Origin of the sequence: Streptomyces sp. HNM0574, assembly GCF_012726235.1 — a bacterium.
GTDB lineage: Bacteria > Actinomycetota > Actinomycetes > Streptomycetales > Streptomycetaceae > Streptomyces.
On record NZ_JAASAH010000019.1, the window covers coordinates 1 to 24,054 of the forward strand.

Below are 24,054 nucleotides of genomic sequence, written 5' to 3' on the forward strand. Positions count from 1 at the left end.
CGGAAACCCAGGCAGGCCGGAACGCGGAAGGCCGGACACACAGCAGGGCCACCGGCAGCCCAGACAGAACGGCAGGCCCAGGAACCAGGGCCCAGGAGATGAGACCCGGGAAGCAAAGGCCTGGAACAAGGCCCGGAAGCAAAGCCCGGGAAACAAAGCCGGTAGCCGAAGGCCCAAGGCCCCGGAACAGCAGAGCTACGTACGCGACACCGGATGCTGGACGCGCCCCCTCCCCCGCAGCCCGCCATGACCAGCAACCCGAGACCCCCACGGCCAACCCTCCACCGCCCCCGGACACCGCACCGAGGCAGGACGGCACCCGACAGGGGCATGCCCCAAACGGTGTGCCACGGTGACCGCATGGAATGGAACGGTGACGCCTATCAGGCCCGGTTCGACCGCCTCGCCCGCGAAGGAGAAGACGTCCACGCAGAAGCCACACTCGTCCGCTCCTTCGCACCCACCACCGTCCTCGACGCCGGCTGCGGCACCGGCCGCGTCGCCATCGAACTCGCCCGCCACGGCATCACCACCACCGGCATCGACAACAACGCCTCCATGCTCGCCACCGCCCGACGCCTGGCCCCCACCCTCCACTGGCACCAACACGACCTCACCAACCTCAACCTGCAACGCACCTACGACATCGTCGTCATGGCCGGCAACGTCCCCCTCTTCACCCCACCCGGAACACAAGCCGCCCTCATCCACGCACTCGCCCGCCACATCCGCCCCGGCGGCCACCTCATCACCGGCTTCTCCCTCAACCGCGGCTACACCCTCACCGACTACGACACCCACTGCCACACCGCCGGCCTCACCCACCACACCCGCTACGCAACCTGGCACCAAACCCCCTACACCGGAGGCGACTACGCCATCACCATCCACCACCAACCCCCAACCCCAGACCCCTGACCCACCTCCGAGGGACCACAGCCGAGGGGCCACAACACTGACCCACAGCCGCGGCACCAGCCCCGGCCACACCCACCCAGAGACAAGCACTCCGCTGGCATCCGCGTCGCGGAAGCGCGGAAGGACCCCAACACCCAGGGCCACCACCGGCAACAACAGGACGCCCCCGGACAGAAGCAGACGGCCACCCACCGACGAGGGTCAGGCCAACAAACGGCTCCGAGCGCGCCCCCAGATCCCCACCCGGTCAAACACCTCCGCATGCCAAGTACTGGACGTCAACGCCCCTCTGCCCCGGTACCTGCGCATGATCTCGGCATGCGGCCCCCAGCCGACGAACCCCTGCAGGGCGGCCTCGTTGCGCCAGATGGCTACCGCGCCGCAGTGGCGGGTGAAGGGGCGTGCCCATAGCCACATGCCGTATGCGCCTTGCAGGTTGGGCCAGTTGGTGGCGAGGCGGCGGGCTGCGCGGTGGGCGGCGGGGAGGTCTGTGGCGGTGTTGAGGTGGAAGTCGGTGATGCTGACGAGGACGGGGCCGGGCTGGTCGTGGTCGGGGCCGGGGATCCAGGAGGAGCGCAGCAGTTTCGTAGGCATGTGCTTACGGTCTGATTGTGCCTATGGTTTGTCAACGGGTACGTTCGCGGTATGTCCGCCTCTCCCCCGCCCCGGCCCGGCCTCGCTGCGATGGTCGTCCCTCTCGGGCGTGCTCTGATGGCCGCCGAGCGGCCGGTCCTTGATGCTCACGGCCTGACCATGTGGGCGTACACGGTGCTCTCCCATCTGGACGAGACGCCGCTGCGTACGCAGGCCGCGCTGGCCGAGACGATTCACGCGGACAAGACGCGGATCATCGCCGTGCTCGACGATCTCGAGTCCCGTGGGCTGCTCACCCGGCGGCCCGATCCGAAGGACCGTCGGGTGCGGCTGCTCTCGCTCACTCCCGAGGGGCGCCGGCTCCGGGGGGTGGTGCAGGCCGCTGTCCAGGCGGGCGAGGAGCAACTGCTCGGGCGGGTTCCGGAGGCCGACCGGGAGGTGTTTCTGCGGGCCTTGCGTCTGGTGTACGAGGTGAGCCAGGGACGGACGGGAGGCTGAGCCGCGCGCCCGCGTCCAACTCCGCACCGGACCAGGCCTCCTGAGAGGGCACCCTCTCAAGCCGACCAAGATCGATTGTCAGTGGTGGGTGAGACGATCGATGCATCGAGTCGGAAGAGGGGGAGCCTTTCATGTCCGGAACTCAGAACTACATCAATCACGTTGCTCTCGTGCTGGATGCCAGTTCGTCGATGTCGCATCTGAGCGGCAAGGTGGTCGAGGTCGCCGATCAGCAGATCGCGTATCTGGCCCGCCGGTCGAAGGAGCTGGATCAGGAAACCCGCGTCACGGTGTATGTGTTCGCCAGCGATGTGGAGTGCGTCGTCTACGACAAGGACGTGCTGCGGATGCCGTCCTTGAAGCAGCTCTACCAAGTCGGTGGCATGACGGCACTTTTGGCGGCCACGTTGAAGTCGCAGAACGAGCTGGCGCAGACGGCTCAGCTCTACGGTGACCACAGTTTCCTGACCTTCGTACTGACCGACGGGCAGGAGAATGCCAGCCACCGCTGTCCCGACGCCCCGGCCTCGAGCCCACGGGAACTGACCGAGGCCGTGGCGAAGTTGACGCGGACGCAGGAGGACAACTGGACGCTGGCCGTCCTGGTGCCGGACCAGATGGGCAAGCGGGAGGCCATGCAGTGCGGCTTCCCCAAGGACAACATCGCCATCTGGGACGCCACCAGCACCCAGGGGCTGGAAGAGGCCGGGCAGGCCATTCAGCAGGCGACCGAGAATTTCATGGTGGGCCGTGCGCAGGGTATCCGCGGGTCGCGGGCGGTGTTCTCCACCGGGGCCGAGGCGGTCAACAAGGACACCATCAAGGCCGCTGGTCTCACGCCGGTGAAGCCGTCCGAGTACCAGCTGATTCCGGTGGCTCGCGAGGCGGGAATCCGGGAATGGGTCACCGAATGCGGACACACCTACCGCACCGGCTGTGCGTTCTACCAGCTCAGTAAGTCGGAGAAGGTCCAGGCACGGAAGCAGATAGCGGTTCTGGAGAAGAAGACGGACCGCGTCTACACAGGGCCGGAGGCCCGTACTCTTCTCGGACTTCCCGACGCGGAAGTCCGCGTCAAGCCGGACCACAACGACGACTTCACCATCTTCGTGCAAAGCACCAGCGTCAACCGCAAACTCGTACCGCACACCCGGCTGCTCCTGATGATCTGACACCTCTTTCGTGGAATGCCCCGACGGCCGGCCGTCGGGGCATTCCGGGGCGCGGCCGTCGGGGTTCCGTCCGTAGCGCTGTGGGCGGTTCAGGTTTTCCTGAGGGCCTGGGTAGCCTGTGCGGGTGATCAGCATGGATTGGGACGGCCTCACCGACCGCGGCCGCTACGGCAAGGCGTTCTTGGAGGAGCGGGACCGGTTCTCGGACAAGGCCCGGGACGCTGACTGGACAGGCATGTTCGAGGTTTTGGGAAAGAACGCCGGGTGGGTCAACCTCCCCCGGCCCGGGAACCGTACCGGCTTTGCTCCCCTGCATCAGGCGGCTTGGCACGGCGCGGACTTCGCTGTCGTCTCCAGGCTTCTCGCGCACGGTGGCTGGCGCACTCAGCGCACCCGGGACGGGCAGCGTCCCGTGGATGTCGCACGGGAGCGGGGACACACTCACTTGCTGGAACTCCTCGATCCAGTCGTGGTGCGGCCACTGCCTTCTCCTGCGGAGATGCTGGAGGACCGCTTCCACGCTCTGCTCCGAGAGAAGACGGGACGCTGTTTCGAGGAGACCCATCACCTACTGCCTCCGCTGTCTCCACTGACGGAGGGGCCGGCCGTGCAGATCGTCTTCCCCGTCGTGGGGATGATGGGAGGCTTCACCTACCGGCTTGAGGAGGACCGGCTGCGCGTACACGCCCACTCACGGATGGACTCCGACGGCGGGGACCATTACCACGTCACGCCTCAGGGGTGGACCCGCATCAAGCACTCGCGTATGTCTCCCCCTCCCCTGCCGGCCCCGCAAGCCCCTCCGTCCTGACGGAGTCGCACAGCGGCCGCATTTCACCTGCCGTGTAGCAGCACGCCGCCCAAGCCGGGGCGGGTCGTGTCCGGCCAAGAGCGCACCCCTACCCCCGCCGCAGTCGGCGGATTTCCCAGCAGGAGACTGCCGTTACCGACAGTGGGCCGCCGAGGAGGGCGGTGAGGGCGAGTGGTGTCGGGCCCGGTGGCAGGCCGCCCGTCAGGAGGCCGAGGAGGGCCAGGGCCCAGACCAGGACGGAAGTCACCAGTGCGGGCAGTGCCGCGTGCACGGCGGAGAGGTTGAACGCGCGGCGCAGCGCCGGGCCCGACGCGAAGCAGAGGAAGAAGAGTCCCCACCAGAACGGCGTCCAGAGGGCGAAGAGCAGGGCGACGGTGAGCACCAGGAGCAGCAGACCGGGCGGGCCGTGGAACTCGTTGGGCAACAGGTCCATCCCCTCGAACGCCGCCCAGAACGCCAGCGGCACCAGGAACCAGGCGCCGAAGTACCACAGGGCCGACCGTCCGGCCGGCCACAGGTGCGTCCTCATGGTCTGCCGCGCCCCGGGCCTGGCCGTCCCGTAGAGCAGCGCCACCACCGACGCCGCGATCAGCAGTGCCGACCAGGGCGCCAGCAACATCCGGTACACGGTCTGCAGATACGCCTCCTGCACGTCCTGCCGGTCACCGAACACGGCCAGCAGCGCCCCCGACATCACCAGGGCCGTCCAGGCCCGCACCCGCTGCACGCGCAACACCTCGGGGTCCTCCGCGTGCCCTTCCGGGCGCAGCGGGAAGATCCGGCGTGCCGAACGCCGTGCCGTACGGGCCAGTTGGTAGCCGAGGACCAGTGGCACGGTCAGCCACCACAGGCACGGGAGAGCCAGCACCACCCACACCCCCCGTGGCGCGTCCCCCAGCGACGGCCATTCCTCCTCGCGCAGCCGCTGCCACGGCCGCGGTGCGCCGTGCGGTAACTGCCCGGACGGGTGGGGTGCGTCGACGCCCATGGGTGCCCCTTCCACGGTTCGGCCGGTCCCGGCGGTCGCCCGCGGCATCTGCGCAACGGCCCGCCCCGCCCGCCCTTCGCCGTCCTCACGACGGTAGCGACCGGCGCCCCGGGCCGGTGCCCGTTGGCGAGAACCGGCCGTCGGCATCGAGCCGTCGGCGGGCCGCCTGAGCACCGTGCACAGTACGCCGGAGATTTCGAGCAGCGTGCACCTTGGGCGGCGGGAAGGGCGGCTCTAACGTCTTTCGTGGCGGGGTCCGGGCGTTACCCGGGAACGTGGTGCTTCCCGTGCGACGGGTGGTCTTCACGCCAACGGGGCGGAATTCCCCGGCAATTGAGCATGCAGCAGAGTGAACGGGGGACGCGTCACCATGTTCAGCATCATTGTTGTTCCGCCGGGGAGCGGTGCGCCGGACGGGCAGCTCCGGCTCGCCCCCGGGGAGGCTCTCGACTTCGGCCGTACGGTGGCGGACGGCGGCTCCGGGGCCAACCGGCAGCTCACCATTCCGCATCCGGGGGTTTCCCGGCATGCTGGAATTGTCACCGCGTCCGTGGCTTTCTGGTCCCTGAGTAATCTCAGTACGGGCCAGACGTACGTCGTGGAGAATCCCGAGGGCGCGGGCGAGCACATCAAGGTCGCGCCGGGACGCGTGGCCGCGCCGGTGCCGTTCGAGTTCGCACGTGTGGTGCTGCCGGCGAACGGCGAGCTGCTCGCGTTCGACGTCTGGGCGCCGCGTCACGACTACCGCAGCAGTACCGGCGGTTTTCCGGGGCAGACCACGGCGCCGGCTTTCGCTCTGGACCGGTCGACGCGCTACTTCCTCGTGCTGGTCGCGCTGTGCCGCCCGCGGCTGTGCGGTGACCCGTACGCGGTGCTGCCCACCACGGACCAGCTCGTGGACCAGCTCCGGCCGGTCTGGCCCGGGGTGAGCCGCAGTGCGCTGCAGTGGAACATCGACTATCTGGCCGTCAAGCTGCGGCTGAAGGAGCCTGCGGAGTCCGCCGACCGAGGGCCGCGCTGCAACGGGAAGAAGGAGTCGCTGGTTTCGCTCGCGCTGCGGTTCGATCTCGTGCGGGAGTCCGATCTCGATGTGTTGCGCGGGGCGGTGGCGCGATGACGGGGCGCGGCGAGGGGGCGCATGCGGTGGTGGTGCCCGCCGGGTACCGGGTGGGCGGCTGGGAAGTGGGTGAGCCACTCGCGTCCGGCGGCTTCGCCAGCGTCTACCGGGCGCGCCGGGCGGGCGGGGGCGGCGGATCTCTTCCGGAGGAGGCCGCCCTGAAGTTCCTGCCGACCGGCACCCGGACGCCCCGCCAGCTGCGTCACCTGCAGGATCTCGCGCGGCGTGAGCTGGAGATCCACCGCAGGCTGCGGCGTCCGCGGCTGATCCGGATGTACGAGGCCCTCACCGTCGACGATCCCGGGCGGCCCGCGCTGGACGGTGCGACGGTCCTCGTGCTGGAGCGTGCCGAGGTCTCGCTGGACAAGGTGCTGGCCCGGACGGGTCCGCGTCCGCTGGCGGGCGGCCCGCGGCTGCTGGCCCAAGTGTGCGAGGGGATCGCACAGTTGCACCGTGCGGGCTGGGTGCACGGTGACCTCAAGCCCGGCAACGTTCTGCTGATGCCGGACGGCACCGTACGGCTGGGCGACTTCAACCTGGCGGCGGAGATGGAGGGCACCCACGGGTACGCGCCCGCTTTCGCCTCGCCCGACTACACGCCGCCGGAGCTGCTGTGGGGCGAGCTCGACGCGCGTGGCCGGCAGGTCCGCCCGTCGGTCGACGTGTGGGCCTTCGGTGTCGTCGCGCACCTGGTCCTGACCGGGGTTTCGCCGCTGCCGGGCGCGACCGCGGCGGCGCGGCGGGAGGCCCTGGCGTCCTACGCGCAGGGCCTGTGCGAGCTGCGCCTGTCGCCCGAACTCCCCACGGCCTGGCGGGAGATCGTCACCGACTGTCTCGCCCGTACGCACGAGGAGCGCGCCGCGCACGAGGTCGGCTCGCTGCTGCGCCGCGTCGAGTCGGCGGCGGGGACGGGCCGTTCGCCGCGGCTGCCGAGGCTGAGACCGCGCCGCGGCGGCCGCAGACGTCTGGCGCTCGGCAGCGCTCTCCTCACGGCCGCGGTGGGGGTGGGAGGGAGTCTGGTCGCCGCGGACGGGAGGTTCTCCGGCTCCGAGGCGCCCGCCGGCTTCGAGCGGTGTTCGCGGGGCAACGTCTGCTTCTTCTCCGGGAAGGACGGGCGGGGTGAGGTGTGCAACTGGTGGGACAACGAGCGTGACTGGCTGAGCGGACGCGTGGTGTGCGGCTGGGGTGCGGAGAATCCGCCGCGGTCGGTGTTCAACAACGGCTACACCGAGGACGAGCCGTACCACGACGTGCTCTTCTACCGGGAGGCCGACTACCGGGGCCGGATCGGCTGTGTACCGGCGGGTGAGCGGCGGAACCTGTCCGGTGCGGGGGACGTGGTCCGTTCGCTGGAGTGGGAGAGGAGCTGCGCTCCCTGAGAGTTGCGGGGTACGCGCCGTGCGGCGCCGCGCGCAGCATGGTGCGTGTTCACGGAGCAGCACCATCGATGCACACAGGGGGACCTACGCGTGAAGACCACACGGAAGCTGATGCGCCCGGCGCAGGCGGTTGTCGCAGGCTCGGCGGTAGTGGCGCTCGGGGCCGGGATTTCCCCGGCGGGCGCGGCTTCGCCCGGCGCCCCGGCCGTCGAGCGGGAGCCGGTGGCCGAGGCGGCGGCGAAGGGCAAGCCGAAGTTCCAGATGCCGTTCCGGTGCAAGAGCAAGATGCGGCTCGACACCTGGGGTCACAGTCCCGCCCTGGACATGGTCAAGAAGGGCAATCCCGGTTCGGCCGGCAAGGCGGTCGTGTCCTCGTACAAGGGCAAGGTCGTGGGGACGTACTACACCAAGGGTTCGGGCCACACGATCCAGATCAAGCACAAGAACGGCTGGTTCACGGCCTATTACCACCTGAAGGATGACGCGAACACGTACGTGAAGGAGGGCCAGAAGGTCAAGCGCGGCAAGAAGATCGGCCGCATCGGGGCCTCCGGCGCCACCACGCACGCGCACCTGCACTACGAGCAGCGCTACAAGAAGTCCGGGAACTGGACCGGTGAGAAGCACCGCAAGGCGGTCCACTTCAACGGGAAGAAGTACACCGGCGCCAACAACACCTGGAAGAGCGTCACCAGCAAGAACTGCTGACCGTCGCCTCCGGCGGGTTTCCCGCGCTCCGGAACGGGGCGCGGGAAACCCGCTGTCCGGGGCGCGCTCAGACGGCGCGGCTGCTGGTGATGCGGAGGGCGTGGACGAGTTCGTGGATTCCGGTTCCCGAGGTCAGCAGATCGAGGCCGAGTACGGCCTCGGTGGTGCGGAGATGGGCGCGGACGGTGTTGCGGCTGATGCCCATCCGGTGCGCGGCCCGCTGGGCGTCGGCGTTCGCGTCGATCCAGGCCTGGAGTGTGCGGCGGTGCTGGGGCCGGAGAGGGCGCAGGAGGCTCCCCGCCCAGGCCGCGGCGGGTTCGACGCTCAGCAACTCCTCCAGGGGCGGGGGTGGTTGCTCGCCGTCGGGTTCGGGCCCGGTGAGCGAGTCGCTGAGCGCGAAGGCCAGATGGATCTCGGCGCGGGTGCGGACGTCGGTGAGGTCGAGGCCGAGGGCGTCTTCCACCTGGCCGATGTACGTGGTGACGGTGTTGCGGCTGAGGTTGAGCAGCCGGGCCACGCCTGCGCGGGGCATGCTCAGGGAGAGGTGGGCGATGTCGGTGCTGGCCGGCGGGACCTGCGCCAGGGGCCGCAGTACGGCGCGTGCCCAGGCGAGGGCGGGCCGGTGGGGAAGGATGCCGTCCAGGGAGGTCTGGCCGTGGTGGAAGGCGACGCGGTCCGGGGTGGTGCGGGCGGCGGCCAGGGCGTGGTTGGCCTGGCTGTAGGCCTGGGCCGTCGAGCCGAGGGGCTGCGGGCCGCTGATGCCCAGCGCGTAGCGCGGATTGTCGCGGACGAGACGGCGCAGGGTCTGCTCCAGCCCGTGTGCCTTCCCGCTGCCGCCGCCCACTCCCGCGTCGTCGGGAATGAGGCAGATCAGGTGCTCCTTGAAGACGGGGCAGTGCACCAGCAGTCCCGGCCCGTGGTAGCCGGAGGGGTCCTGGTAGGCGCGGGCGATCCCATCCCGGTCGGCGGACGGGCAGCGCAGCAGGTGGATGCGCAGCCGGTCGGCGTCCAGCAGCGGCGGCACGGCGCCCGTGGTCATCCGGCGGGCCAGCAACGGGTCCCCCGCGAGCAGTGCGTGCAGCACGGCGAAGCGGACCTGGTGCGCCTTGTGCTGGTAGCCGCGCCAGGTTCTGTCGCGTGCGCCGGCGCTGCGCAGCAGTGCGACGACGCTGCCGGTGTGTGAAGCCAACACCACGGTCTCCGGGGAGGGTTGCGAAGCGCTGGCGAGGACCAGAACCGGCCGCGGCGGGTGCGACTCCAGCGCCTCGCAGCGTACGTGCCACTCCCCCGCGCTCGTCGCGGCCGCGGCCAGCTGCCCGCCGGCGATGCGTGCGAGCACCGGGGAGAGCGAGGCCAGCACTTCGCGGGGGAAGCCGGCGGTGGACGACTCCACGGTGTCCGCGTCGTCCGCGACCAGCGCGAGATGGGCGCCCGTCTGCCGCTGCAGCCCGTCCAGGACCTTCCCGACGTCCGGCTCACCCCCGTGCGCCATCTGGCTCCGCGCCTCCCGCAGCAGCTTGTCCAGCCGTCCGTCCCGCGACCGCGCCCCCGGTTCGCCCACGCCGCCATCCCCCTTGGTCGATGTGCCCTGTTCCTACCCTGCTGCGGCGTGAACGCCGCATGGTGACGCCGACGCGCCCTTCACGGTCGCGTCGCTCCACCGCTCGCGTGGGCGGGCGGCCGGTGACCGGGGTGCCGGGCGGCGGACTCGACCGTGACGGGCGCCGTCGTGGGGGATGCGCGCCGCCACCGGCCTCCGGCGGGTGGCGAATGGCGCCAACAGCCGTGCCGGGCTGGGCCGTTCCGGCTACGTGCCGACGATGGCGCGCAGCGCGTCGATGTGGGCCCGGTACGCCGCGCGTCCTTGGCGGGTGAGTTTCAGCCACACCCGCTGCCGAGTGTCGCGCACGGCCTTGCGCTGCTCGATGTAACCGGCGTCCATGAGCACGGTCACGTGCTTGCTGAGCACGGACGCCGAGACGTCGAGCTGCTCCTGCACCACGGCGAACTCCGCCTCGCCCGCGGTGTCCAGGACCGCGCAGATGCGAAGCCGGTTGGGCGCGTGGATGGTGGCGTTGAAGCCGCTCATCGGGCTGCCGGTGCTCGCGCTCACGACGCCTTCCGGTGCAGGTGGACGAACCGGAGGTGGAAGGCGAGGGAGACGGCCGCCCCCACGGCAGCGGCGGCGAACAGCCACAGCGGCTGTCCGGTGTACCGGAACGCGTAGCCGCTGCCCAGCACGAGCACCGGCAGTCCGACGATCGCCGGCAGTGTGACGTGCCGGGGCAGGACGTCCATGCGCAGCGCCACGCCCGTCCTGGCCCGCCAGCGCCTGCCCGCAACGGCGAAGAGCGCGAGGAAGACCGTCTCGCTCACGAACATGGTGACGGTCCACGCCCACTGCGGCATCAGCCACTCGGGCTCGGCCAGCACACCACCCAGCGTGACCGGCAGGACGACGAGCATGGCGGTGGTGATCACGACGAACCACACCGGCCACGGCGTGGCGGACCGTGCGGCGACGGACGCGCGGACCCGGTCGGTACCGGCCAGGGCGGCACGCGCCTCCTCAGCCGATGGGCGGACAGCTTCCCCGTTGGTTTCCATGCCGGAAACTGTAGCGGCCGGTTTCCACACCGGCAAACGTAGAGTTTCCGTACCGGAAACTGATGGTCCAACACCCGGGCAGGCCGACCGAGTTCACCACCGACCCTTCCCCCTCCGCGTGACCAGAGCCCGCTCCAGGCCGAGGACCGTGCCGAAAAGGTCGGTGTGCAGGGGAACTGGGTCACGCTCGCCCCGGGCCGGTCGGGTGCCTCCGAGGCCACGTGTGCACCGTGGAGCACGAGCGTGGGCGGCATCGACCGGGGCGGCCGGGCCGCCTGGGTCCGGGGGCCGGCATCAACTCGGCCGAGAGGAGGGGGGCTTCCGGTCTCGTCGCCGGTGACCGCGTCGGCGGGGATCGGTGGACTGAGGCGAGGGGAGCTCGCTACCGAGCGTCATCCCCAGCCCCGCCCGTACGTGAGCCCCCCACGCACACACCCGGGCGCCCGCCACATGGAGACATGGCGAGCGCCCGGGTGTCGTCTCAGGTGCGGGTCCTGATCAGTCCTGCCGGCTGGTGACCTCGAGGAGGTGGTAGCCGAACTGGGTCTTCACGGGGCCCTGGACCTCGTTGACGGGCGCGCTGAAGACGACGGTGTCGAACTCGGGGACCATCTGGCCGGGGCCGAAGGAGCCGAGCTCGCCGCCCTGGCGGCCGGAGGGGCAGGTGGAGTTGGCCTTCGCCAGCTCGGCGAAGTCCGCTCCGCCCTCGATCGCCGCCTTCAGCTCGGTCGCCTTGTCCTCGGAGGGGACGAGGATGTGCCGCGCGGTTGCCGTGGCCATGGGGGTACTCCTTTGCATCGGAATGTGGATCCCCCGAGACTCTCACGAACGCCGAACCGACACGCACCAGGGCAAGGGCTCACCGCCCGGCCCCCTGCCGGGACGGACAGCGCACCGGGTCGTGCGACGGTCGGCCGGTCGCGTGCGCACGCCCCTCCCGCGGCCCGATGGCGGCTTGAACCCGGCTACGGGGGGCCGCGTGTACGGAACAACAAGCAGGCTGTCACCACGAGTTCTCGCCACGCCCTACTTCGCAGCCCCCGCCCGCACCGGAACACGAAGCAGCCGCTCCGTCCCCCACACGGCCAGCGCGCAGCCCGCGAATCCGGCCCCGAGGAGGCTGGCGTACGACCAGCCGCCGGCGGTGAAGGCGGCGGTCGTCGTGGCCGCGCCGAGGGCGGAGCCGAGCGAGTAGAAGACCATGTAGCCGCCGATGACGGTGTCGGCACGGTCCGCGTACACGGCGGTGAGGTGGTGCTGATTGCTCACGTGCACGGCCTGGACGGCGAAGTCGAGGATCACGATGCCGAGGACGAGGAGCCACAGGGACCACGGCAGCTGCGCGATCGCCGCCCACGAGAGGACGAGCAGGACGAGGGCGAGACCCGTGACCGGAACGGCCCGCCCCGCGTCGGCCCACCGTCCCGCGCGTGCCGCGCCGAGCGCGCCGGAGAGTCCGACGAGGCCGAACAGTCCGATCCCGCTCTCGCCGAGCTGCCACGGCGGGCCCGCCAGCGGCAGGGACATCCCGCTCCACAGGGTCCCGAAGGACGCGAAGAGGAAGAACGCGATCAGTCCGCGCGTCAGCAGGGTGCGCTGCCCGAACAGTCCGCCGCCGAGCGCGAGGACGGCCCGCCCGTACCGGACGGACCGGCCGGGACGCATCTCCGCGGGCAGTACGGCGAGGACGAGGCCGGCGAGCCCGAGGGACAGCACCGCGAGCACCGCGTAGCAGCTCCGCCAGCCCCACACCTCGGCGAGCGAGCCGGTGACGACCCGCGAGCCCAGGATGCCGACGACGACGCCCGAGGTCACGACGCCGATGTTCCGGCCGCGTTCGGCGGGCGGCGAGACGGACACCGCGTACGCCACGGTGGTCTGCACCACGACCGCGAACAGCCCGGCCACCGCCAGCCCCGCGAACGCCGTGCCCGGCCCCGACGCCGAGGCCGTCAGGGTCAGGCCCGTCGCGGTGACCGCCAGGTGCACGGCGATGAGCCGGCGCCGGTCGGCCACCGCATCGGCGAGCGGCACCAGCAGCACCAGCCCTGCCAGATAGCCGAGTTGGCCGGTCGCGACGATCCAGCCGGTGAGCCCCGGCGGCAGGCCGAGATCGCGTCCCATCACGTCGAGGACCGGCTGCGCGGCGTAGACGCCGGCCACCGCCACACCACAGACCACCGCGAGCAGTAACCGTCGCCACGCGTCCATCCCGCTCCCCAATCAGTAGCGTATTGCAACTGATTGGACGCTACGGCATGCGGCATGATGGTTTCAATCCGCAACCCATTGGGAGGTGTCATGCCACGCCCGGCCGACCGCGTGCCGAACCCCGACTGGACCGACCCCGACTGCCCCGTCGCCCGCACCCTGGACCTCGTCGGCGACCGGTGGAGCCTGCTCGTGATCCGCGACGCGATGGACGGGGCACGGGCGTTCACCGAGTTCCAGCGACGCACCGGCATCGCCCGCAACATCCTCACCGACCGCCTCCGCAAGCTCACCGCCCACGGACTCCTCGCCCAGCGCACCGCCCCCTCGGGCCGCCGCCAGGAGTACGTCCTCACCGACGCCGGCCGCGCCCTGTTCCCCGTGATCCTCACCCTGCGCCAGTGGGGAGAGCACCACGCCTTCACCCCCGACGAGCCCCACTCCACCCTCCTCGACCAACACGGCACCCCCGTACCGCAGTTCACCCCGACCGGCTCGGACGGGACACCGCTGGACGCGGAGACGACGCATGTGGAGAAGGCGCGGTAGCCCGGTGGCAGGACGCCGGTGTCCCGGGCATCGGACCACCTGTGCGGCGCGCCCCCAGGGCGGGGCGATTCCTCGGGACACGACATGGCAGAGGTCTGCCGTGATCAGCGCCGGGGAGACAGGGCATCGCGCCAAGACGTCGGCCCGTGCCCGGCGTACGTCGTGATCAGTCCGTCGGAGCGGATTTAAAGTGGCCCGATGCCGCTTGTCGAAGTTGTCCACGCGCCCGGTGTGGCCGAATCGAGCCTTCGCGAACTGGGGTCGGTGCTTCCGCACCTGGTGTCGAAGGCCGTGGAGTGTCCCGAGGAACCGTATGACGGGGCCTTGCGGCCGGGTGATGTGGAGATTCGTTTCCGAAAGCTCAGCCCGTTGGACCGCAGCGGCCTGGACGTGGTGATCGAGGTGAAGTCCAAGTGGTTCGAAAGCAGGGCCGCCAACCGGCAGGAACGCGTGGACAGGCTTCACAAGGACATCAGGACCTCGACCGGGCTCCGCGATTTCGGCATCTACTTGTCGCTCCCGTCGGCCGCGTGGTCGCAGGGAGACTGAACCGGCACCACAATGAGGTTCGCCCCGCTCGCCCTGACCTCCCCCTCCAGTACGTCCCTGGGTACGCTCCTCGGACGCTGAAGGATCAGGTTGCGTCCGCGTCGATGCCCACAGCACCCACCGAGGTCAACGACCGCCCGAGGCTCCCGGTGAGGATGCGGGGGTGTCGGCGCCACCACCACAGGTCGGGGCCGGGGAGTCGGTGGAAGTGGGCGAGTGCTTGGCCGTCGTCGTCGACGGTCGAGGCCCGGTAGCGGTCGTCGAGGGCTTCGATCCGCAGGGTCCAGAGCTGGACGATGTGTTCGTCCAGCAGGAGCCAGGCTTCGTGCAGCCAGTTTCTGCAGCAGAGGTCCTTGGTGTACTCGTCGATGGTGTGCACCAGCGCGGCCCACGCCGCTGTCATTCCGCTGACGGTGAATGCCGTTCGCCGGCCGCGCTGATGCAGCAGCTCTCACGCCGAATTCCCTTCCGGCGAGCGGGATTTACCCCCTGGCTTCGGAGCGCGGGACAGCGCGCACGTCCCCGGCCCGGCCGGGAAGACCACCGGCGCCCTCGAAGCTGCTTGACTCTCCCACCGAGGGAGAGTCGAAGGTGGGGCGCATGAGCAGCGACGACGCGTCGGGGCCGACGTGGAGCATCGGGGACGTGGCGCGGGAGGCCGGGCTGTCGGTGAAAGTGGTCCGGCACTGGTCGGATGTGGGCGTCGTGACGCCGGTCGGCCGGAGTGCCGGCGGCTATCGCCGGTACGACGCCGCCGGTCTGGCCCGGCTGCGCCTGGCCCGCACGCTGCGGGACCTGGGGATGGGGCTCGGTGAGATCCGGGACGCGCTGGACCGTGAGGACGGGCTCACCGAGGTCGCGGCCGCACACGTCGAGGCACTGGAGACGCAGATCCGACGGCTACGGGCCCACCAGGCCGTCCTGCGCACCGTCACCCGTCGCACCACGCACGAAGGACTCGCCCTGATGACGCGTACCGCCCACATGTACCCCGACGAGCGGCGCAGGCTCGTCCACGACTTCCTCACCGGCACGCTCGGCGATCTGGACGTCCCCCACTTCCGTGAGGGGCTCCTCGCGGCCGGGGCCTGCCTTCCGGACGATCCCACCGACGAACAGGTGGAAGCGTGGCTGGAATTGGGCGAGTTGGTCGCCGGCGGGGAGTTGGGGCCCGCCATGCGGCGGCTCGCGGAGTACGCCGCCCGTCAGGGGAAGGGGGTGCGGGACGCCGCCGTGGCGGAGGAGATGCGCGCGCTCACCGACACCTGGACGGCGCGCGTCCGCGAGGCGGTGCGGACCGGCACGGCGGCCGACTCCCCCGCCGCCGACCAGGTGGTCGCCGACGTCATCGCCGCCTGGCTGCCCAGTCGCGCCAACTCGGCGCCCGGCGTGAGCACCGACGACGCCGAGGCCCGCGCGCTCCTGCGCGAGCAGCTCACCGCCGCGGCCGAACCCGCCGTGGAACGCTTCTGGCACCTGCTGTGCGTCCTCGGCGGCCGCCCCGCACCCGCCGGGATCGCCGAGGAAGGACGGTGGCTCGTCACCGCCCTGCGCACCAACCCCGCGCCCGGCGCGCGCGACGCCCAGCTCGAAGCCCTGTACGCGGACGGCACCGACCCGTGGCCCGGCGGCGTCCTCGACGCGTTCACGCGCGTCCAGGACCGCGTCGCGGAACTCGTCCGCGCAACGACGCCCGGTCAGTTCGGTCTGCCGACCCCCTGCTCGGCCTGGACCGTACGCGATCTGCTCGACCACCTGGTCTGGGAAAACATCATCTGGGGCGGCCTGGCGCAGGGCTCCGCTCCCGACGGCGGACCCGACGAGGACCACCTCGGTGACGACCACATCGCCGCCTTCGAAACCGCCGCCGCCGAGGCCCGCGCCGCCTTCCTCCAACCGGGCCTGCTGGACCGCTCCTTCGGCCCCGCCCCGGGCCGCCGCCTGGTCGAACAGCTCCTCATCGAACTGCTCGTCCACGCCTGGGACCTCGCCACCGCCCTCGGCCACGACCCCGGCCTGGAGCCCAAAATCGCCCACGCGGCCCTCCCCGTCGTCCACGACATCTACGGCCCCCTCCCCCGCACCCCCGGCGGCTCCCTCGCCCCACCCCGGCCCGCCCCCGCCCACGCCCCGGCCCTGGACCAGGTGGCGGCGTTCCTCGGGCGGCGCGTCGGGGGGGGTGAGCGGGTTGGGGGGCCGCATACCGTACGGGCCCGAATGGGGCCTGTTCATGCGGGCTTCGAGGGAGCCGGCCCAATTCGCCGGCAAGCAGAGGGCCCACCACGCTCCCGTCCGAACCCCTGGGCCACGTAGGCCACTTCACGCCCCAACCCGGGGCTCAGTGCCTCAACGTCCGTCCCAGAAGGGGCAGTAGGCGGTTCCAGTGGTGTTGCAGGGCGGTGGGGTTGTAGGCGTCGGTGTCGGACATGGTGAAGCCGTGGGTGGTGTCGGGGTAGATCTCTGAGGTGTGGTGGACGCCTGCGGTGTTCAGGGTGTGGTTGAGGTCGGTGAGGGCTTCGGGGGTCATGTCGCCTTCGGCGTGGGCGAGGTGGGTCTCGGCGGTAATGGTGGTGAAGAGGTCGGGGCCGTCGGCGGTGACGGGGCCGTGGAAGGCGGCGAGGGCGGCCACCTGGGTGGGGTGGGCGGCGGCGGTACGTACGGCGAGGAGGCCGCCGATGCAGTAGCCGGTCACCGCGACCGGGCCCGCGGCGGCCTCGGGCTGGGCGGTGAGGAAGCGGAGGAACGCGTCGGCGTCGCTCAGGGCGCGGTCGGCGGTGTGTGCCTCGATCAAGGGCATCAGCCGGGCGAAGACCTCGGGGCGTTCCTTCTCCCCGATGTACTCGGGGAGTTCGATCACCGGTGCCGGGCCGTGGCGGTAGAAGAGGTGGGGGACGAGCACGTAGTAGCCGTGTCCGGCCAGTTCGCGGGCCATCTCGCGCAGTACGGGGCGGATGCCGAAGCCGTCGGCGTACATCAGCACGCCCGGGTGCCGCTCGCCGTTGTCCGGGAAGGCGGCGAACGCGTCGGCCAGGCCGTCCGCGGTGGGGATCGTGAGCGTCTTGGTGAGCATGGATTCTCCTGTCGTGGTCGAGGTGTTGAGCCTTGATCGACACGACGGAGGCGGAGCCCGTGCTCCTGGGCCGGACGGCAGGGCCGCACCGGCCCGTGCGGTGCTCAGCGGAGCACCGGGTCACCGATCCGTGTGTGGCGCGAAGCCGTCCCGGTAGTCATGGCCGGGCAGCTTAGCGCAGGCACGCGAGGGCCTGGTCGCGGCGTCCTGGAACGGCGGGCAGCACGAAGAGAGGGCCCCTCGGTAAGGGGCCCTCTCGTTTGCTCCCGCGACTGGACTCGAACCAGTAACCTGCCGGTTAACAGCCGGCTGCTCTGCCGATTGAGCTACACGGGATTGCTCGCCTGGTACCCGCCGTCCGATGCCGGGGGCGCGTCCTCGCGGTGAACAATATTAGCGCACGCACACGCGGGCTCGTGCCGGGTCCACGGTCCGGTCCCCTCGTCGTCTTTTCCGCCCGTGCGGGACGCGGTCGCAGTGGGGTTTTTCCATGGCAGTGGCGCGAGAGCCCTGATGGAGTGGCGGGATGACGACGCTGCCCTACCGCGTGCTCCGGGCGCTGGAGGAGTTCAACGCGGCCCACCCGTGGGATCACAACGCGCACTACCACCCCTGGATCCTGCGGCAGCTCCCCCGGCGCTTCGGGAACGCGCTGGACGTCGGTTCCGGGAGCGGTGAGCTGGCCAGGCTGTTGGCCGGGCGGGCCGACGCGGTGGACGGGATCGACGCCGACCCGCAGATCACCGCCCGGGCACGGGAGTTGACGCCCCGGGACGCGCCCGTCGGCTTCACGGTCGCGGACGCGCTGACGGGAGTCCCCGCGGAGTCCTACGACGTCATCACCTGCGTCGCCACGGTGCACCATTTGCCGTTCACCGAGGCACTCACCGTCTTCCGCCGGCACCTGGCGCCCGGCGGAACGCTGGTGCTGCTCGGGCTGGCCCGCCCGGGCACGCCTGCTGACTACCTGCTCGGCACGGTCGCCGCCCCGCTCAACGCCGCCACGGGCCTGCTGAAGAACCGGGGGCACGCGGCACCGCCCCCGGTCTCGATGACGGCGAGGACCCGTCCGGCGGAGATGAGCTTCCCCGAGATCGTCCGCGAGGCCACGGCCGTCCTCCCCCGCGCGCGGCTGCGGCGGCGGCTGTTCTGGCGCTACAGCCTGGTGTGGCGCCGTTGTTGAGGGTGGCCAGGGGTCAGGCGAGGTCCTGGGCGACGGTCACCTGGGCCGGGGTCTCGTTGCCGAGGGCGGCCAGGAGGTCCGGGAGCGGGAGGGAGGCGTACCAGTCGGCGAATTCCTCTCCCGTTCCGCGGAACCACCAATGCGCGTCCGAACCGAGTGCCTCCAGCGCGGGCACGGGGGTGTAATGCAGTTCGCAGGAGACCTGGAGATATCCCTCGCCCTCTTCCGCATCCTCGGGGAGTTCCAGTTGCCGGGTGAGGTTGAGCGTGAACATCCGGCTTCCGGTGAGGCTGGTCACTCCGTATTCGAAGAGGCACCCGTCGGCGTCCTCGTTCTCCGGGACGGGGAAATCGGCGCGGGCGAAGCGGGAAAAGGCCCGCAGTGCCGGGTGCGGCTGGCGGTCTGCCGCGTTCGCCGTTTCCTCGTCCAGGAGTTGACGGTATACGTCCGAGGCCTCCGCGATGCGAAACATGGGTCCCACGTGCTCCGTTCTGAGTCTGCTGAAGGTTTAGGGCCACGGGCCGGAAAGGAGGCCGGTCCGGATCTTGTCCAGGACGGCGTGCGCTTCCGTCGCGTTCCGCGCTCCCGCCATGAGCCTGTTGACTTCGTCGTAGTACGCGTTCGTGTGCACTTTGGAGTGTACTGCCGTGCCGTTCGGGTTCGCGGAGGCCGAACCCCTCGGCAGGAAAGCGCCGTTCCTCGCGTCGTTGATGTCGATTCCGAACCGCTGCAGCTGGGCCCGCGCCGGCGCCGCTTTCGCGGAACCGCTGGCCACCATGTGGTGCGCGGCGGTGTCCGGTGGCCGGGTGATGTTGTTGGCGACCATGTTGTCGCCCAGCACCTTCGCGTTCCCCGAGCAGGTGTTGGGCGCCAGGCCGAGCGGGTCGAGCCAGGTGAGCGGGTTGTGGACGTACGCGAGCGGGTTCGGGCCGGGGAGGAGGCCCAGCGGGTCGGGGGTGGTGTAGCGGGCGGTTTCCGGGTCGTAGTGCCGGAAGTGGTTGTAATGGAGGCCGGTTTCGGGGTCCTCGTACTGGCCGGGGAAGCGCAGCGGGGTGTGCGCCGTGGCGTCCCGGTTGCGGGTGGTGGTGCCCCACAGGGTGGTGCGGGAGCGCCAGGCGATGTGGCCGGTTTCGTCGACGAGTTCGGTGGGGGTGCCGACGAGGTCGGTGACGAGGGCGAAGAAGCGGGAGTCGTACTCCCCCTGGGTGAGCTCCCGTCCGTGGCGGGGTTTGCGCTCCAGCTGGGTGAGGGGGCGGTGGTCCTCGTGGTCCCAGGTGAGGGTGACGCCGGTGGCCGAGTCGGTCTGTTCGGCGAGGCGGGTGCCGTCCCAGGTGAAGTGGACGGCCTCGGCCACCGAACCGTCGGCGTTCATGCGGTACTTGGCGGTGCGGCGGCCGAGCGGGTCGTAGGTGTACGACCACAGGACTCCGTCGGGGGTGGTGCAGGAGACGAGGCGGTCCTCGGTGTCCCACCGGTAGTGCCAGGTGTCCGGCTTGCGGGACAGGCGGCGCTTCTGGCGCAGGAGCATGCGGCCCGCGCCGTCGTGCTCGTAGCGCACGTCGCCTGCGGTCTCGATGCGGGTGCCGGTGTAGGTGCGGGCGCCGCGGGCCTCGGCGCGGCCGGCCTTCTCCGGCCAGGTCGCGTCGGTCTGGTTGCCCGCCGGGTCGTAGGCGTAGGACTCGGTCCAGCCGCCGGCGGTGACGGTCAACGGGTGCCCGGCCGGGTCGAGTTCCATCTGCTGGACGGTGCCGGTGACGGACTCGGTGACGGCCGTGAGGTGGTCGTCGGCGCGGTAGGCGTAGCCGCGGTCGCGGAGGGTGCGGCCGGGGGTGACGAGGCCGTGGGCGACGGGGCGGCCGGCCGTGTCCCAGGCGGTGGTGGCCCGCACGGGCGCGGCCTCGGTGCCCCAGATGCGGGCCAGTTCGCGGCCGAGGACGTCGTGGGTGAAGTCCACCCGGTGCCCGTCGGTGGTGAGGGAGACGCGGTTGCCGACGGCGTCGTAGCCGAGTTCGGTGACGGCGCCCGTGGGGGTGGTGCGGGAGGTGCGGCGGCCGAGGTGGTCGTAGGTGTAGCGGGTGGTGCGTCCGTCCACGGTCTCGGTGAGCGGACGGCCCATGAGGTCGCGTTCGAACTCCAGGGTGGAGTGCGGGGATTCGGCCCGGAGGAGTGCTCCGCCGGGGTCGTAGGTGTACGACGTGCGTACCCCGGCGGTGGTCTTGGCCCGGAGCCTGCCGACGGGGTCGTAGTCGTAGGTGATCGTCTCGCCCAGCGGGGTGGTGCGGGCGACGACGTGGCCAGCGGCGTCGTGGGTGTAGGTGACCTCGCGGCCGTCGTAGTCGGACTCGGCGACCAGGCGTCCGGCGCTGTCGTAGGTGTAGTCCCAGCTGAGGCCCTGCGGGTTGCGTACCCGGGTGAGGCGCAGCTCCGGGTCGTAGGTGAAGGTGCGGCGGACACCGTCGGGGCCGGTACGGGCCACGGGCCGGTCGAAGTGGGTGTACTCGGACGTGCTGACGCCGCCTGCGGGGTCGGTGCTGGTCAGGCAGTTGCCCTCGCCGTCCCAGGTGAGGTGCGCGGTGCGGCCGTCGGGGGTGGTGCGGCTGGAGAGCAGGCCCTCGACGGTCCAGGCGGCACGGGTGACCGCGCCCAGCGGGTCGGTCACCGCGGTGGGCCGGCCGAACGCGTCCCGTTCCACGGTGACGGTGCTGCCGGAGACGTCGGTGACGGTGAGGGGCAGGCCCGCCGGGTCGGTGACGTGCGTGAGGACCGCTCCGGAGGGGTCCGTCTCGGTGGCCGGGGCGCCGTTGGGGTGGTGGGTGCAGCGGTGCGTGCTGCCGTCCGGGGCCGTCACCTCGGTCGGGTTGCCGCTCTCGTCGTAGGCGTACCGCCAGGTCGTCCCGTCGTGCCCGGTCGAGGTGAGCGGGAGGTTGAGTGCGTTGTACGTCGCCGTGGCGCGGGTGCCGGACGGGAGTTCGACGGCCGTGGGGTTGAAGGACCGGTCGTACTCGTAGCGGGTGGTGTGGCCGAGGGGGTCGGTGCGGGCGAGGAGGTGGTCGTAGCGGTCCCACTCGGAGGTGGTGGTGTGGCCCAGCGGGTCGGTCTCGCCGGTGACCTGGTACAGCTCGTTGAGCTGGTAGACGGTGGTGGCCCCGCAGGCGTCGGTGTAGTACGTCCTCCTCAGGTCGGGGTCGTAGGCCCAGCGGGAGGAGAGGTAGCCCTCGGGGCCGAGGGTCTGGGTGACGCGGTGGTCGTCGTCGTAGACGTAGCGGTAGGTGGAGCCGTTCCGGTCGGTCCAGGAGGTGATGCGGGAGCGGTCGTCGTAGCCGAACTCCATGGGTTTGCCGGAGGAGTTGGTGACGTGGGTGAGGTTCCCCGCGTCGTCGTAGGCGTAGGACATGACCTGGACGGGGCCGTCCGGCGTGGTGACGGACAGCCGGGTGATGCGGCCCACGGGGCATTCGAGGGTGACGCGGTAGCCGCCGGTGTGGGTCAGTTCCGTCGGGGTGCCGTCCTCCTCGCGGAGGACGGTGGCCGCGTTGCCGTTGCGGTCGTGCCAACGGGTCAGCCAGTACAGGCTGTTCTCGTACGCGGGGCGGCCGCCGTCGGTCGGGGCGGGGTGGCCGGCGAAGACGTGGACGACGCCGGTGTGCGGGTCGGTGACGTGGTAGACCGACTCGCCCGCCTCGCCGGTGCCGGCCGCGGTCAGCGGGAGGCGGGGGCCTTCCTCGGGCCAGACCTTCCCGTCCGTGCCGCCGGGCAGCCGGGGGTAGGTCAGGACGGAGCCGTCCTCGCGGGCCCAGAACACCCGTCCGGTGTCATCGGCCTCCAGGCGCTGGTCGAGGGTGGAGGCCCAGGAGGGGCCGAAGAACTGGCCGTAGCGGTAGGTCGAGAGGTGGGTGCGGGAGACGGTCAGCGGCAGGATGCCGGGGAGCTCCAAGTCGGTCTGCGGCAGCAGCATTTCGCCGCTGGCGACGTCGACGGGGTCGGTCCGGCAGGTCTTGATTCCGCCGGACCTGCCGTCGACGCGGATGTCGACCTTGGACGACTTCATCGGTCCCGGCTTGACGCCCTTGATGGCCGAGCCCAGTCCCCCGAGCCCCTTGAACAGGGCGGCGCCTCCGGCGACCATGCCGACGACGCCGAGCACGATCTCGCCGATGTTCCACTCGCCCGTCTCGGCCATGATGGAGATGTTGATCCCCAGCGAGGCGGCCCCGGCCACGATGCTGCCGATGGTCAGCGCGATCCCCAGGCCCTGGAGGCCCGGCACGAGCAGGGCGATGACGCCCAGTACCGCGCTGATGATGCCGAGGGCCGTGCTGAACGCCTTCTTGATCTTGTCCCAGAGGCTGTAGCCCTCGACGGACTCGCCCTTGGCCTCGTCCAGCGCCCGGGCCGCGACGCCCGCGTCCTCCTCGCGCACCTGCCGCGCGTCCTCGGCCAGCAGCCGGGCGGCGTCCAGGTCGGCCTGCGCGTCGTCGGCCCTGGCCTGCGCCGACGACTGGCTGCTGCGCGCCTCGTCCAGCGCGCGGCGGGTGCTGGCCCGCGCCTCCTTGTCGTCCGGCGGCGGGTCCTGCCCGTCGAGCCGGCCGATGTCGGCCCCGGCGGCGCGCACCACCTCGGTCGCCGACTCCAGGCGCTGCTTGGCGTCGCGCCCCTGCTCCAGCGCGCCGTCGGCCTTGCGCTGCTGGTCGCGCAGCGACTCGACGTACGTGCTCAGCGCGCCGGCCGCCTGGTCGTAGGAGTCGTGCAGTTTGCGGACCTGTTCGGCGAGGTCCCCGAGCTTCTCGCGGAGCTTGTCCATGGACTTGCCCTCGCCCACCTGGTTCCCCTCCAGTCCGGAGACCAGGGGCAGGGCGTCACCCGCGTCGTTCGCCACCGAGCGGTAGCTGTCGGCGAGTCTGCCGAGCATGTCCGCATCGCCCGGCGTCGGGTCGTCGGAGAACCCGAAGACGTCTTCCCATTCGGACACCGCAGGTCGGACCATGGCCGCGACCTCACTTCCCTTCGTGTCCGGCCGCACCGGCCGTGGTCGTGGTGTCCGCCGTGCTGTCCGCCGCGTCGAAGCGGAAGGACGCGGCGATCGCGTCGAAGACCTCGTAGAACTGCTCCGCGAGGTCCACGTTCGGGGTGGAGCAGGCGAGCAGGAGGTAGTCCCGGCTGTGCGGGACGGGGATCAGGGTGTGCCGCATCGCCGTGGGTACCCGGTTCCCCTTGATGTCGACGTCCTCGACCCTGGTGATCCGGCCGACGGCGCCGACCCCGGGCAGCTCCAGCAACTCGACCTCGCCGGGCGGCAGTCCGGTGCCCTCCGCGGCGGTGGCGACCTGCATGCCCGCGCCGACGACGAGGTCGGCCAGGTCCTCGGACTCGCCCTCCGGCACGGTCATCCGCAGCACGACGGCGGTGGCGCTGAGCACCAGCGGGGCGGTGCCGGCCTTGAGGATCCTGAGCATGCCGGAGGCCTGCAGCGCCCCCTGCCCGTACGCCTCGCGTGCGGTCTGCCGGGTGGTGCGGATCAGGCTGTCGAGCTGCTCGCGGGGCAGTTGCGGCGCGCCCTCGGCCTGGGACTCGATCTGCCGGCGGATCGACGCGTCCCGGGTGGCCGGGTCGAGGTCGAGGTGCCACCAGGAGTCGGGGAACCTCAGTCCGTAGCCCACGGGCGTGGTACCGGAACGTTCCGTGACCGGCTGCGTCATGACT

The 24,054-nt window shown here is 71.2% G+C and carries 23 protein-coding genes and 1 tRNA gene; 11 read left to right on the forward strand and 13 right to left on the reverse strand.

The window, feature by feature from the left end; genetic code table 11:
* Positions 1-360: 360 nt before the first annotated feature.
* Positions 361-918, forward strand: a complete 558-nt coding sequence (locus tag HCC30_RS24805) for a class I SAM-dependent methyltransferase (protein ID WP_169445009.1) — start codon at positions 361-363, stop codon at positions 916-918.
* A gap of 201 nt (positions 919-1,119) precedes the next feature.
* Here the strand turns inward: HCC30_RS24805 and HCC30_RS24810 are convergent, their stop codons facing one another.
* Positions 1,120-1,512 (reverse strand): hypothetical protein, encoded by a 393-nt coding sequence (locus HCC30_RS24810; RefSeq protein ID WP_169445010.1) that lies wholly within the window; start codon positions 1,510-1,512, stop codon positions 1,120-1,122.
* Between the two features lie 51 nt (positions 1,513-1,563).
* Between HCC30_RS24810 and HCC30_RS24815 the strand changes: the two genes are divergently transcribed.
* The 3 genes from HCC30_RS24815 to HCC30_RS24825 all read left to right on the forward strand — a co-directional run bounded on the left by HCC30_RS24815 (position 1,564) and on the right by HCC30_RS24825 (position 3,993).
* The gene (locus tag HCC30_RS24815) at positions 1,564-2,010 is read left to right on the forward strand and encodes a MarR family winged helix-turn-helix transcriptional regulator (protein WP_169445011.1); all 447 of its coding nucleotides are present in this window, start codon (positions 1,564-1,566) and stop codon (positions 2,008-2,010) included.
* A 131-nt stretch (positions 2,011-2,141) separates the two neighbouring features.
* A complete protein-coding gene (locus HCC30_RS24820; protein WP_169445012.1) occupies positions 2,142-3,182 on the forward strand; it encodes a vWA domain-containing protein in 1,041 nt (346 codons plus the stop codon).
* Positions 3,183-3,315: 133 nt separating this feature from the next.
* Positions 3,316-3,993, forward strand: a complete 678-nt coding sequence (locus HCC30_RS24825; protein WP_169445101.1) for an ankyrin repeat domain-containing protein — start codon at positions 3,316-3,318, stop codon at positions 3,991-3,993.
* 88 nt (positions 3,994-4,081) lie between these two features.
* Here the strand turns inward: HCC30_RS24825 and HCC30_RS24830 are convergent, their stop codons facing one another.
* Positions 4,082-4,981 carry a hypothetical protein gene (locus HCC30_RS24830; protein ID WP_240979865.1) on the reverse strand — a complete coding sequence of 300 codons (900 nt, stop codon included), beginning with the start codon at positions 4,979-4,981 and terminating at the stop codon, positions 4,082-4,084.
* A 370-nt stretch (positions 4,982-5,351) separates the two neighbouring features.
* Here HCC30_RS24830 and HCC30_RS24835 point away from each other — a divergent pair, with 370 nt between their 5' ends.
* The 3 genes from HCC30_RS24835 to HCC30_RS29230 all read left to right on the forward strand — a co-directional run bounded on the left by HCC30_RS24835 (position 5,352) and on the right by HCC30_RS29230 (position 8,185).
* Positions 5,352-6,098 carry an FHA domain-containing protein gene (locus HCC30_RS24835; protein WP_169445013.1) on the forward strand — a complete coding sequence of 249 codons (747 nt, stop codon included), beginning with the start codon at positions 5,352-5,354 and terminating at the stop codon, positions 6,096-6,098.
* A complete protein-coding gene (locus HCC30_RS24840; RefSeq protein WP_169445014.1) occupies positions 6,095-7,477 on the forward strand; it encodes a protein kinase in 1,383 nt (460 codons plus the stop codon). Before HCC30_RS24835 ends, HCC30_RS24840 begins: the two co-directional genes overlap by 4 nt.
* Before the next feature lie 90 nt (positions 7,478-7,567).
* A complete protein-coding gene (locus tag HCC30_RS29230; protein ID WP_169445015.1) occupies positions 7,568-8,185 on the forward strand; it encodes a M23 family metallopeptidase in 618 nt (205 codons plus the stop codon).
* Positions 8,186-8,252: 67 nt separating this feature from the next.
* On the opposite strand, the gene HCC30_RS24850 is transcribed toward HCC30_RS29230, so the two are convergent.
* The 5 genes from HCC30_RS24850 to HCC30_RS24870 all read right to left on the reverse strand — a co-directional run bounded on the left by HCC30_RS24850 (position 8,253) and on the right by HCC30_RS24870 (position 13,003).
* On the reverse strand, positions 8,253-9,746 hold the full coding sequence (locus HCC30_RS24850; RefSeq protein WP_346776793.1) for a helix-turn-helix domain-containing protein: 1,494 nt from the start codon (positions 9,744-9,746) through the stop codon (positions 8,253-8,255).
* A 246-nt stretch (positions 9,747-9,992) separates the two neighbouring features.
* The gene (locus HCC30_RS24855; RefSeq protein WP_169445104.1) at positions 9,993-10,274 is read right to left on the reverse strand and encodes a transcriptional regulator; all 282 of its coding nucleotides are present in this window, start codon (positions 10,272-10,274) and stop codon (positions 9,993-9,995) included.
* Positions 10,275-10,294: 20 nt separating this feature from the next.
* Positions 10,295-10,792, reverse strand: coding sequence for a hypothetical protein (locus HCC30_RS24860; protein ID WP_169445016.1), 498 nt, complete (start codon positions 10,790-10,792; stop codon positions 10,295-10,297).
* A 498-nt stretch (positions 10,793-11,290) separates the two neighbouring features.
* Complete coding sequence (locus HCC30_RS24865) at positions 11,291-11,572, reverse strand: peptidylprolyl isomerase (protein ID WP_169445017.1); 282 nt, start codon at positions 11,570-11,572, stop codon at positions 11,291-11,293.
* Positions 11,573-11,818: 246 nt separating this feature from the next.
* Positions 11,819-13,003 carry an MFS transporter gene (locus HCC30_RS24870; protein ID WP_169445018.1) on the reverse strand — a complete coding sequence of 395 codons (1,185 nt, stop codon included), beginning with the start codon at positions 13,001-13,003 and terminating at the stop codon, positions 11,819-11,821.
* 90 nt (positions 13,004-13,093) lie between these two features.
* On the opposite strand from HCC30_RS24870, the gene HCC30_RS24875 reads away from it, so the two are divergent.
* Together HCC30_RS24875 and HCC30_RS24880 are read left to right on the forward strand one after the other, a co-directional pair.
* Positions 13,094-13,552: a helix-turn-helix domain-containing protein gene (locus HCC30_RS24875; protein WP_169445019.1), complete on the forward strand. Its 459-nt coding sequence runs from the start codon at positions 13,094-13,096 to the stop codon at positions 13,550-13,552.
* A 198-nt stretch (positions 13,553-13,750) separates the two neighbouring features.
* Entirely contained in the window at positions 13,751-14,101 is a 351-nt protein-coding gene (locus HCC30_RS24880) for a hypothetical protein (RefSeq protein ID WP_169445020.1), read from the forward strand.
* Positions 14,102-14,186: 85 nt separating this feature from the next.
* Here HCC30_RS24880 and HCC30_RS24885 read toward each other — a convergent pair whose 3' ends face one another.
* On the reverse strand, positions 14,187-14,504 hold the full coding sequence (locus HCC30_RS24885; RefSeq protein ID WP_240979866.1) for a hypothetical protein: 318 nt from the start codon (positions 14,502-14,504) through the stop codon (positions 14,187-14,189).
* A gap of 197 nt (positions 14,505-14,701) precedes the next feature.
* On the opposite strand from HCC30_RS24885, the gene HCC30_RS24890 reads away from it, so the two are divergent.
* Complete coding sequence (locus HCC30_RS24890) at positions 14,702-16,414, forward strand: TIGR03086 family metal-binding protein (RefSeq protein ID WP_169445021.1); 1,713 nt, start codon at positions 14,702-14,704, stop codon at positions 16,412-16,414.
* A 25-nt stretch (positions 16,415-16,439) separates the two neighbouring features.
* Here HCC30_RS24890 and HCC30_RS24895 read toward each other — a convergent pair whose 3' ends face one another.
* Entirely contained in the window at positions 16,440-17,171 is a 732-nt protein-coding gene (locus HCC30_RS24895) for a dienelactone hydrolase family protein (RefSeq protein WP_169445022.1), read from the reverse strand.
* A gap of 263 nt (positions 17,172-17,434) precedes the next feature.
* A tRNA-Asn gene (locus HCC30_RS24900) sits at positions 17,435-17,507 on the reverse strand.
* Positions 17,508-17,697: 190 nt separating this feature from the next.
* On the opposite strand from HCC30_RS24900, the gene HCC30_RS24905 reads away from it, so the two are divergent.
* Positions 17,698-18,354, forward strand: coding sequence for a class I SAM-dependent methyltransferase (locus tag HCC30_RS24905; protein ID WP_169445023.1), 657 nt, complete (start codon positions 17,698-17,700; stop codon positions 18,352-18,354).
* A 13-nt stretch (positions 18,355-18,367) separates the two neighbouring features.
* On the opposite strand, the gene HCC30_RS24910 is transcribed toward HCC30_RS24905, so the two are convergent.
* From HCC30_RS24910 to HCC30_RS24920, 3 genes are read right to left on the reverse strand one after another with little or no spacing between them, the layout of a single operon-like run.
* Positions 18,368-18,835 carry a hypothetical protein gene (locus HCC30_RS24910; RefSeq protein ID WP_169445024.1) on the reverse strand — a complete coding sequence of 156 codons (468 nt, stop codon included), beginning with the start codon at positions 18,833-18,835 and terminating at the stop codon, positions 18,368-18,370.
* A gap of 27 nt (positions 18,836-18,862) precedes the next feature.
* A complete protein-coding gene (locus HCC30_RS24915; RefSeq protein WP_169445025.1) occupies positions 18,863-23,323 on the reverse strand; it encodes a DUF6531 domain-containing protein in 4,461 nt (1,486 codons plus the stop codon).
* Between the two features lie 25 nt (positions 23,324-23,348).
* Positions 23,349-24,050 carry a hypothetical protein gene (locus HCC30_RS24920; protein ID WP_240979867.1) on the reverse strand — a complete coding sequence of 234 codons (702 nt, stop codon included), beginning with the start codon at positions 24,048-24,050 and terminating at the stop codon, positions 23,349-23,351.
* Positions 24,051-24,054: the final 4 nt, after the last annotated feature.

Bases quoted from the DNA above. Each gene is read 5' to 3' on its own strand.
- HCC30_RS24805 (WP_169445009.1), top strand. From the start codon at position 361: ATGGAATGGAACGGTGACGCCTATCAGGCCCGGTTCGACCGCCTCGCC.
- HCC30_RS24810 (WP_169445010.1), bottom strand. From the start codon at position 1,512: ATGCCTACGAAACTGCTGCGCTCCTCCTGGATCCCCGGCCCCGACCAC.
- HCC30_RS24815 (WP_169445011.1), top strand. From the start codon at position 1,564: ATGTCCGCCTCTCCCCCGCCCCGGCCCGGCCTCGCTGCGATGGTCGTC.
- HCC30_RS24820 (WP_169445012.1), top strand. From the start codon at position 2,142: ATGTCCGGAACTCAGAACTACATCAATCACGTTGCTCTCGTGCTGGAT.
- HCC30_RS24825 (WP_169445101.1), top strand. From the start codon at position 3,316: ATGGATTGGGACGGCCTCACCGACCGCGGCCGCTACGGCAAGGCGTTC.
- HCC30_RS24830 (WP_240979865.1), bottom strand. From the start codon at position 4,981: ATGGGCGTCGACGCACCCCACCCGTCCGGGCAGTTACCGCACGGCGCA.
- HCC30_RS24835 (WP_169445013.1), top strand. From the start codon at position 5,352: ATGTTCAGCATCATTGTTGTTCCGCCGGGGAGCGGTGCGCCGGACGGG.
- HCC30_RS24840 (WP_169445014.1), top strand. From the start codon at position 6,095: ATGACGGGGCGCGGCGAGGGGGCGCATGCGGTGGTGGTGCCCGCCGGG.
- HCC30_RS24855 (WP_169445104.1), bottom strand. From the start codon at position 10,274: ATGAGCGGCTTCAACGCCACCATCCACGCGCCCAACCGGCTTCGCATC.
- HCC30_RS24860 (WP_169445016.1), bottom strand. From the start codon at position 10,792: ATGGAAACCAACGGGGAAGCTGTCCGCCCATCGGCTGAGGAGGCGCGT.
- HCC30_RS24865 (WP_169445017.1), bottom strand. From the start codon at position 11,572: ATGGCCACGGCAACCGCGCGGCACATCCTCGTCCCCTCCGAGGACAAG.
- HCC30_RS24870 (WP_169445018.1), bottom strand. From the start codon at position 13,003: ATGGACGCGTGGCGACGGTTACTGCTCGCGGTGGTCTGTGGTGTGGCG.
- HCC30_RS24875 (WP_169445019.1), top strand. From the start codon at position 13,094: ATGCCACGCCCGGCCGACCGCGTGCCGAACCCCGACTGGACCGACCCC.
- HCC30_RS24880 (WP_169445020.1), top strand. From the start codon at position 13,751: ATGCCGCTTGTCGAAGTTGTCCACGCGCCCGGTGTGGCCGAATCGAGC.
- HCC30_RS24885 (WP_240979866.1), bottom strand. From the start codon at position 14,504: ATGACAGCGGCGTGGGCCGCGCTGGTGCACACCATCGACGAGTACACC.
- HCC30_RS24890 (WP_169445021.1), top strand. From the start codon at position 14,702: ATGAGCAGCGACGACGCGTCGGGGCCGACGTGGAGCATCGGGGACGTG.
- HCC30_RS24895 (WP_169445022.1), bottom strand. From the start codon at position 17,171: ATGCTCACCAAGACGCTCACGATCCCCACCGCGGACGGCCTGGCCGAC.
- HCC30_RS24905 (WP_169445023.1), top strand. From the start codon at position 17,698: ATGACGACGCTGCCCTACCGCGTGCTCCGGGCGCTGGAGGAGTTCAAC.
- HCC30_RS24920 (WP_240979867.1), bottom strand. From the start codon at position 24,050: ATGACGCAGCCGGTCACGGAACGTTCCGGTACCACGCCCGTGGGCTAC.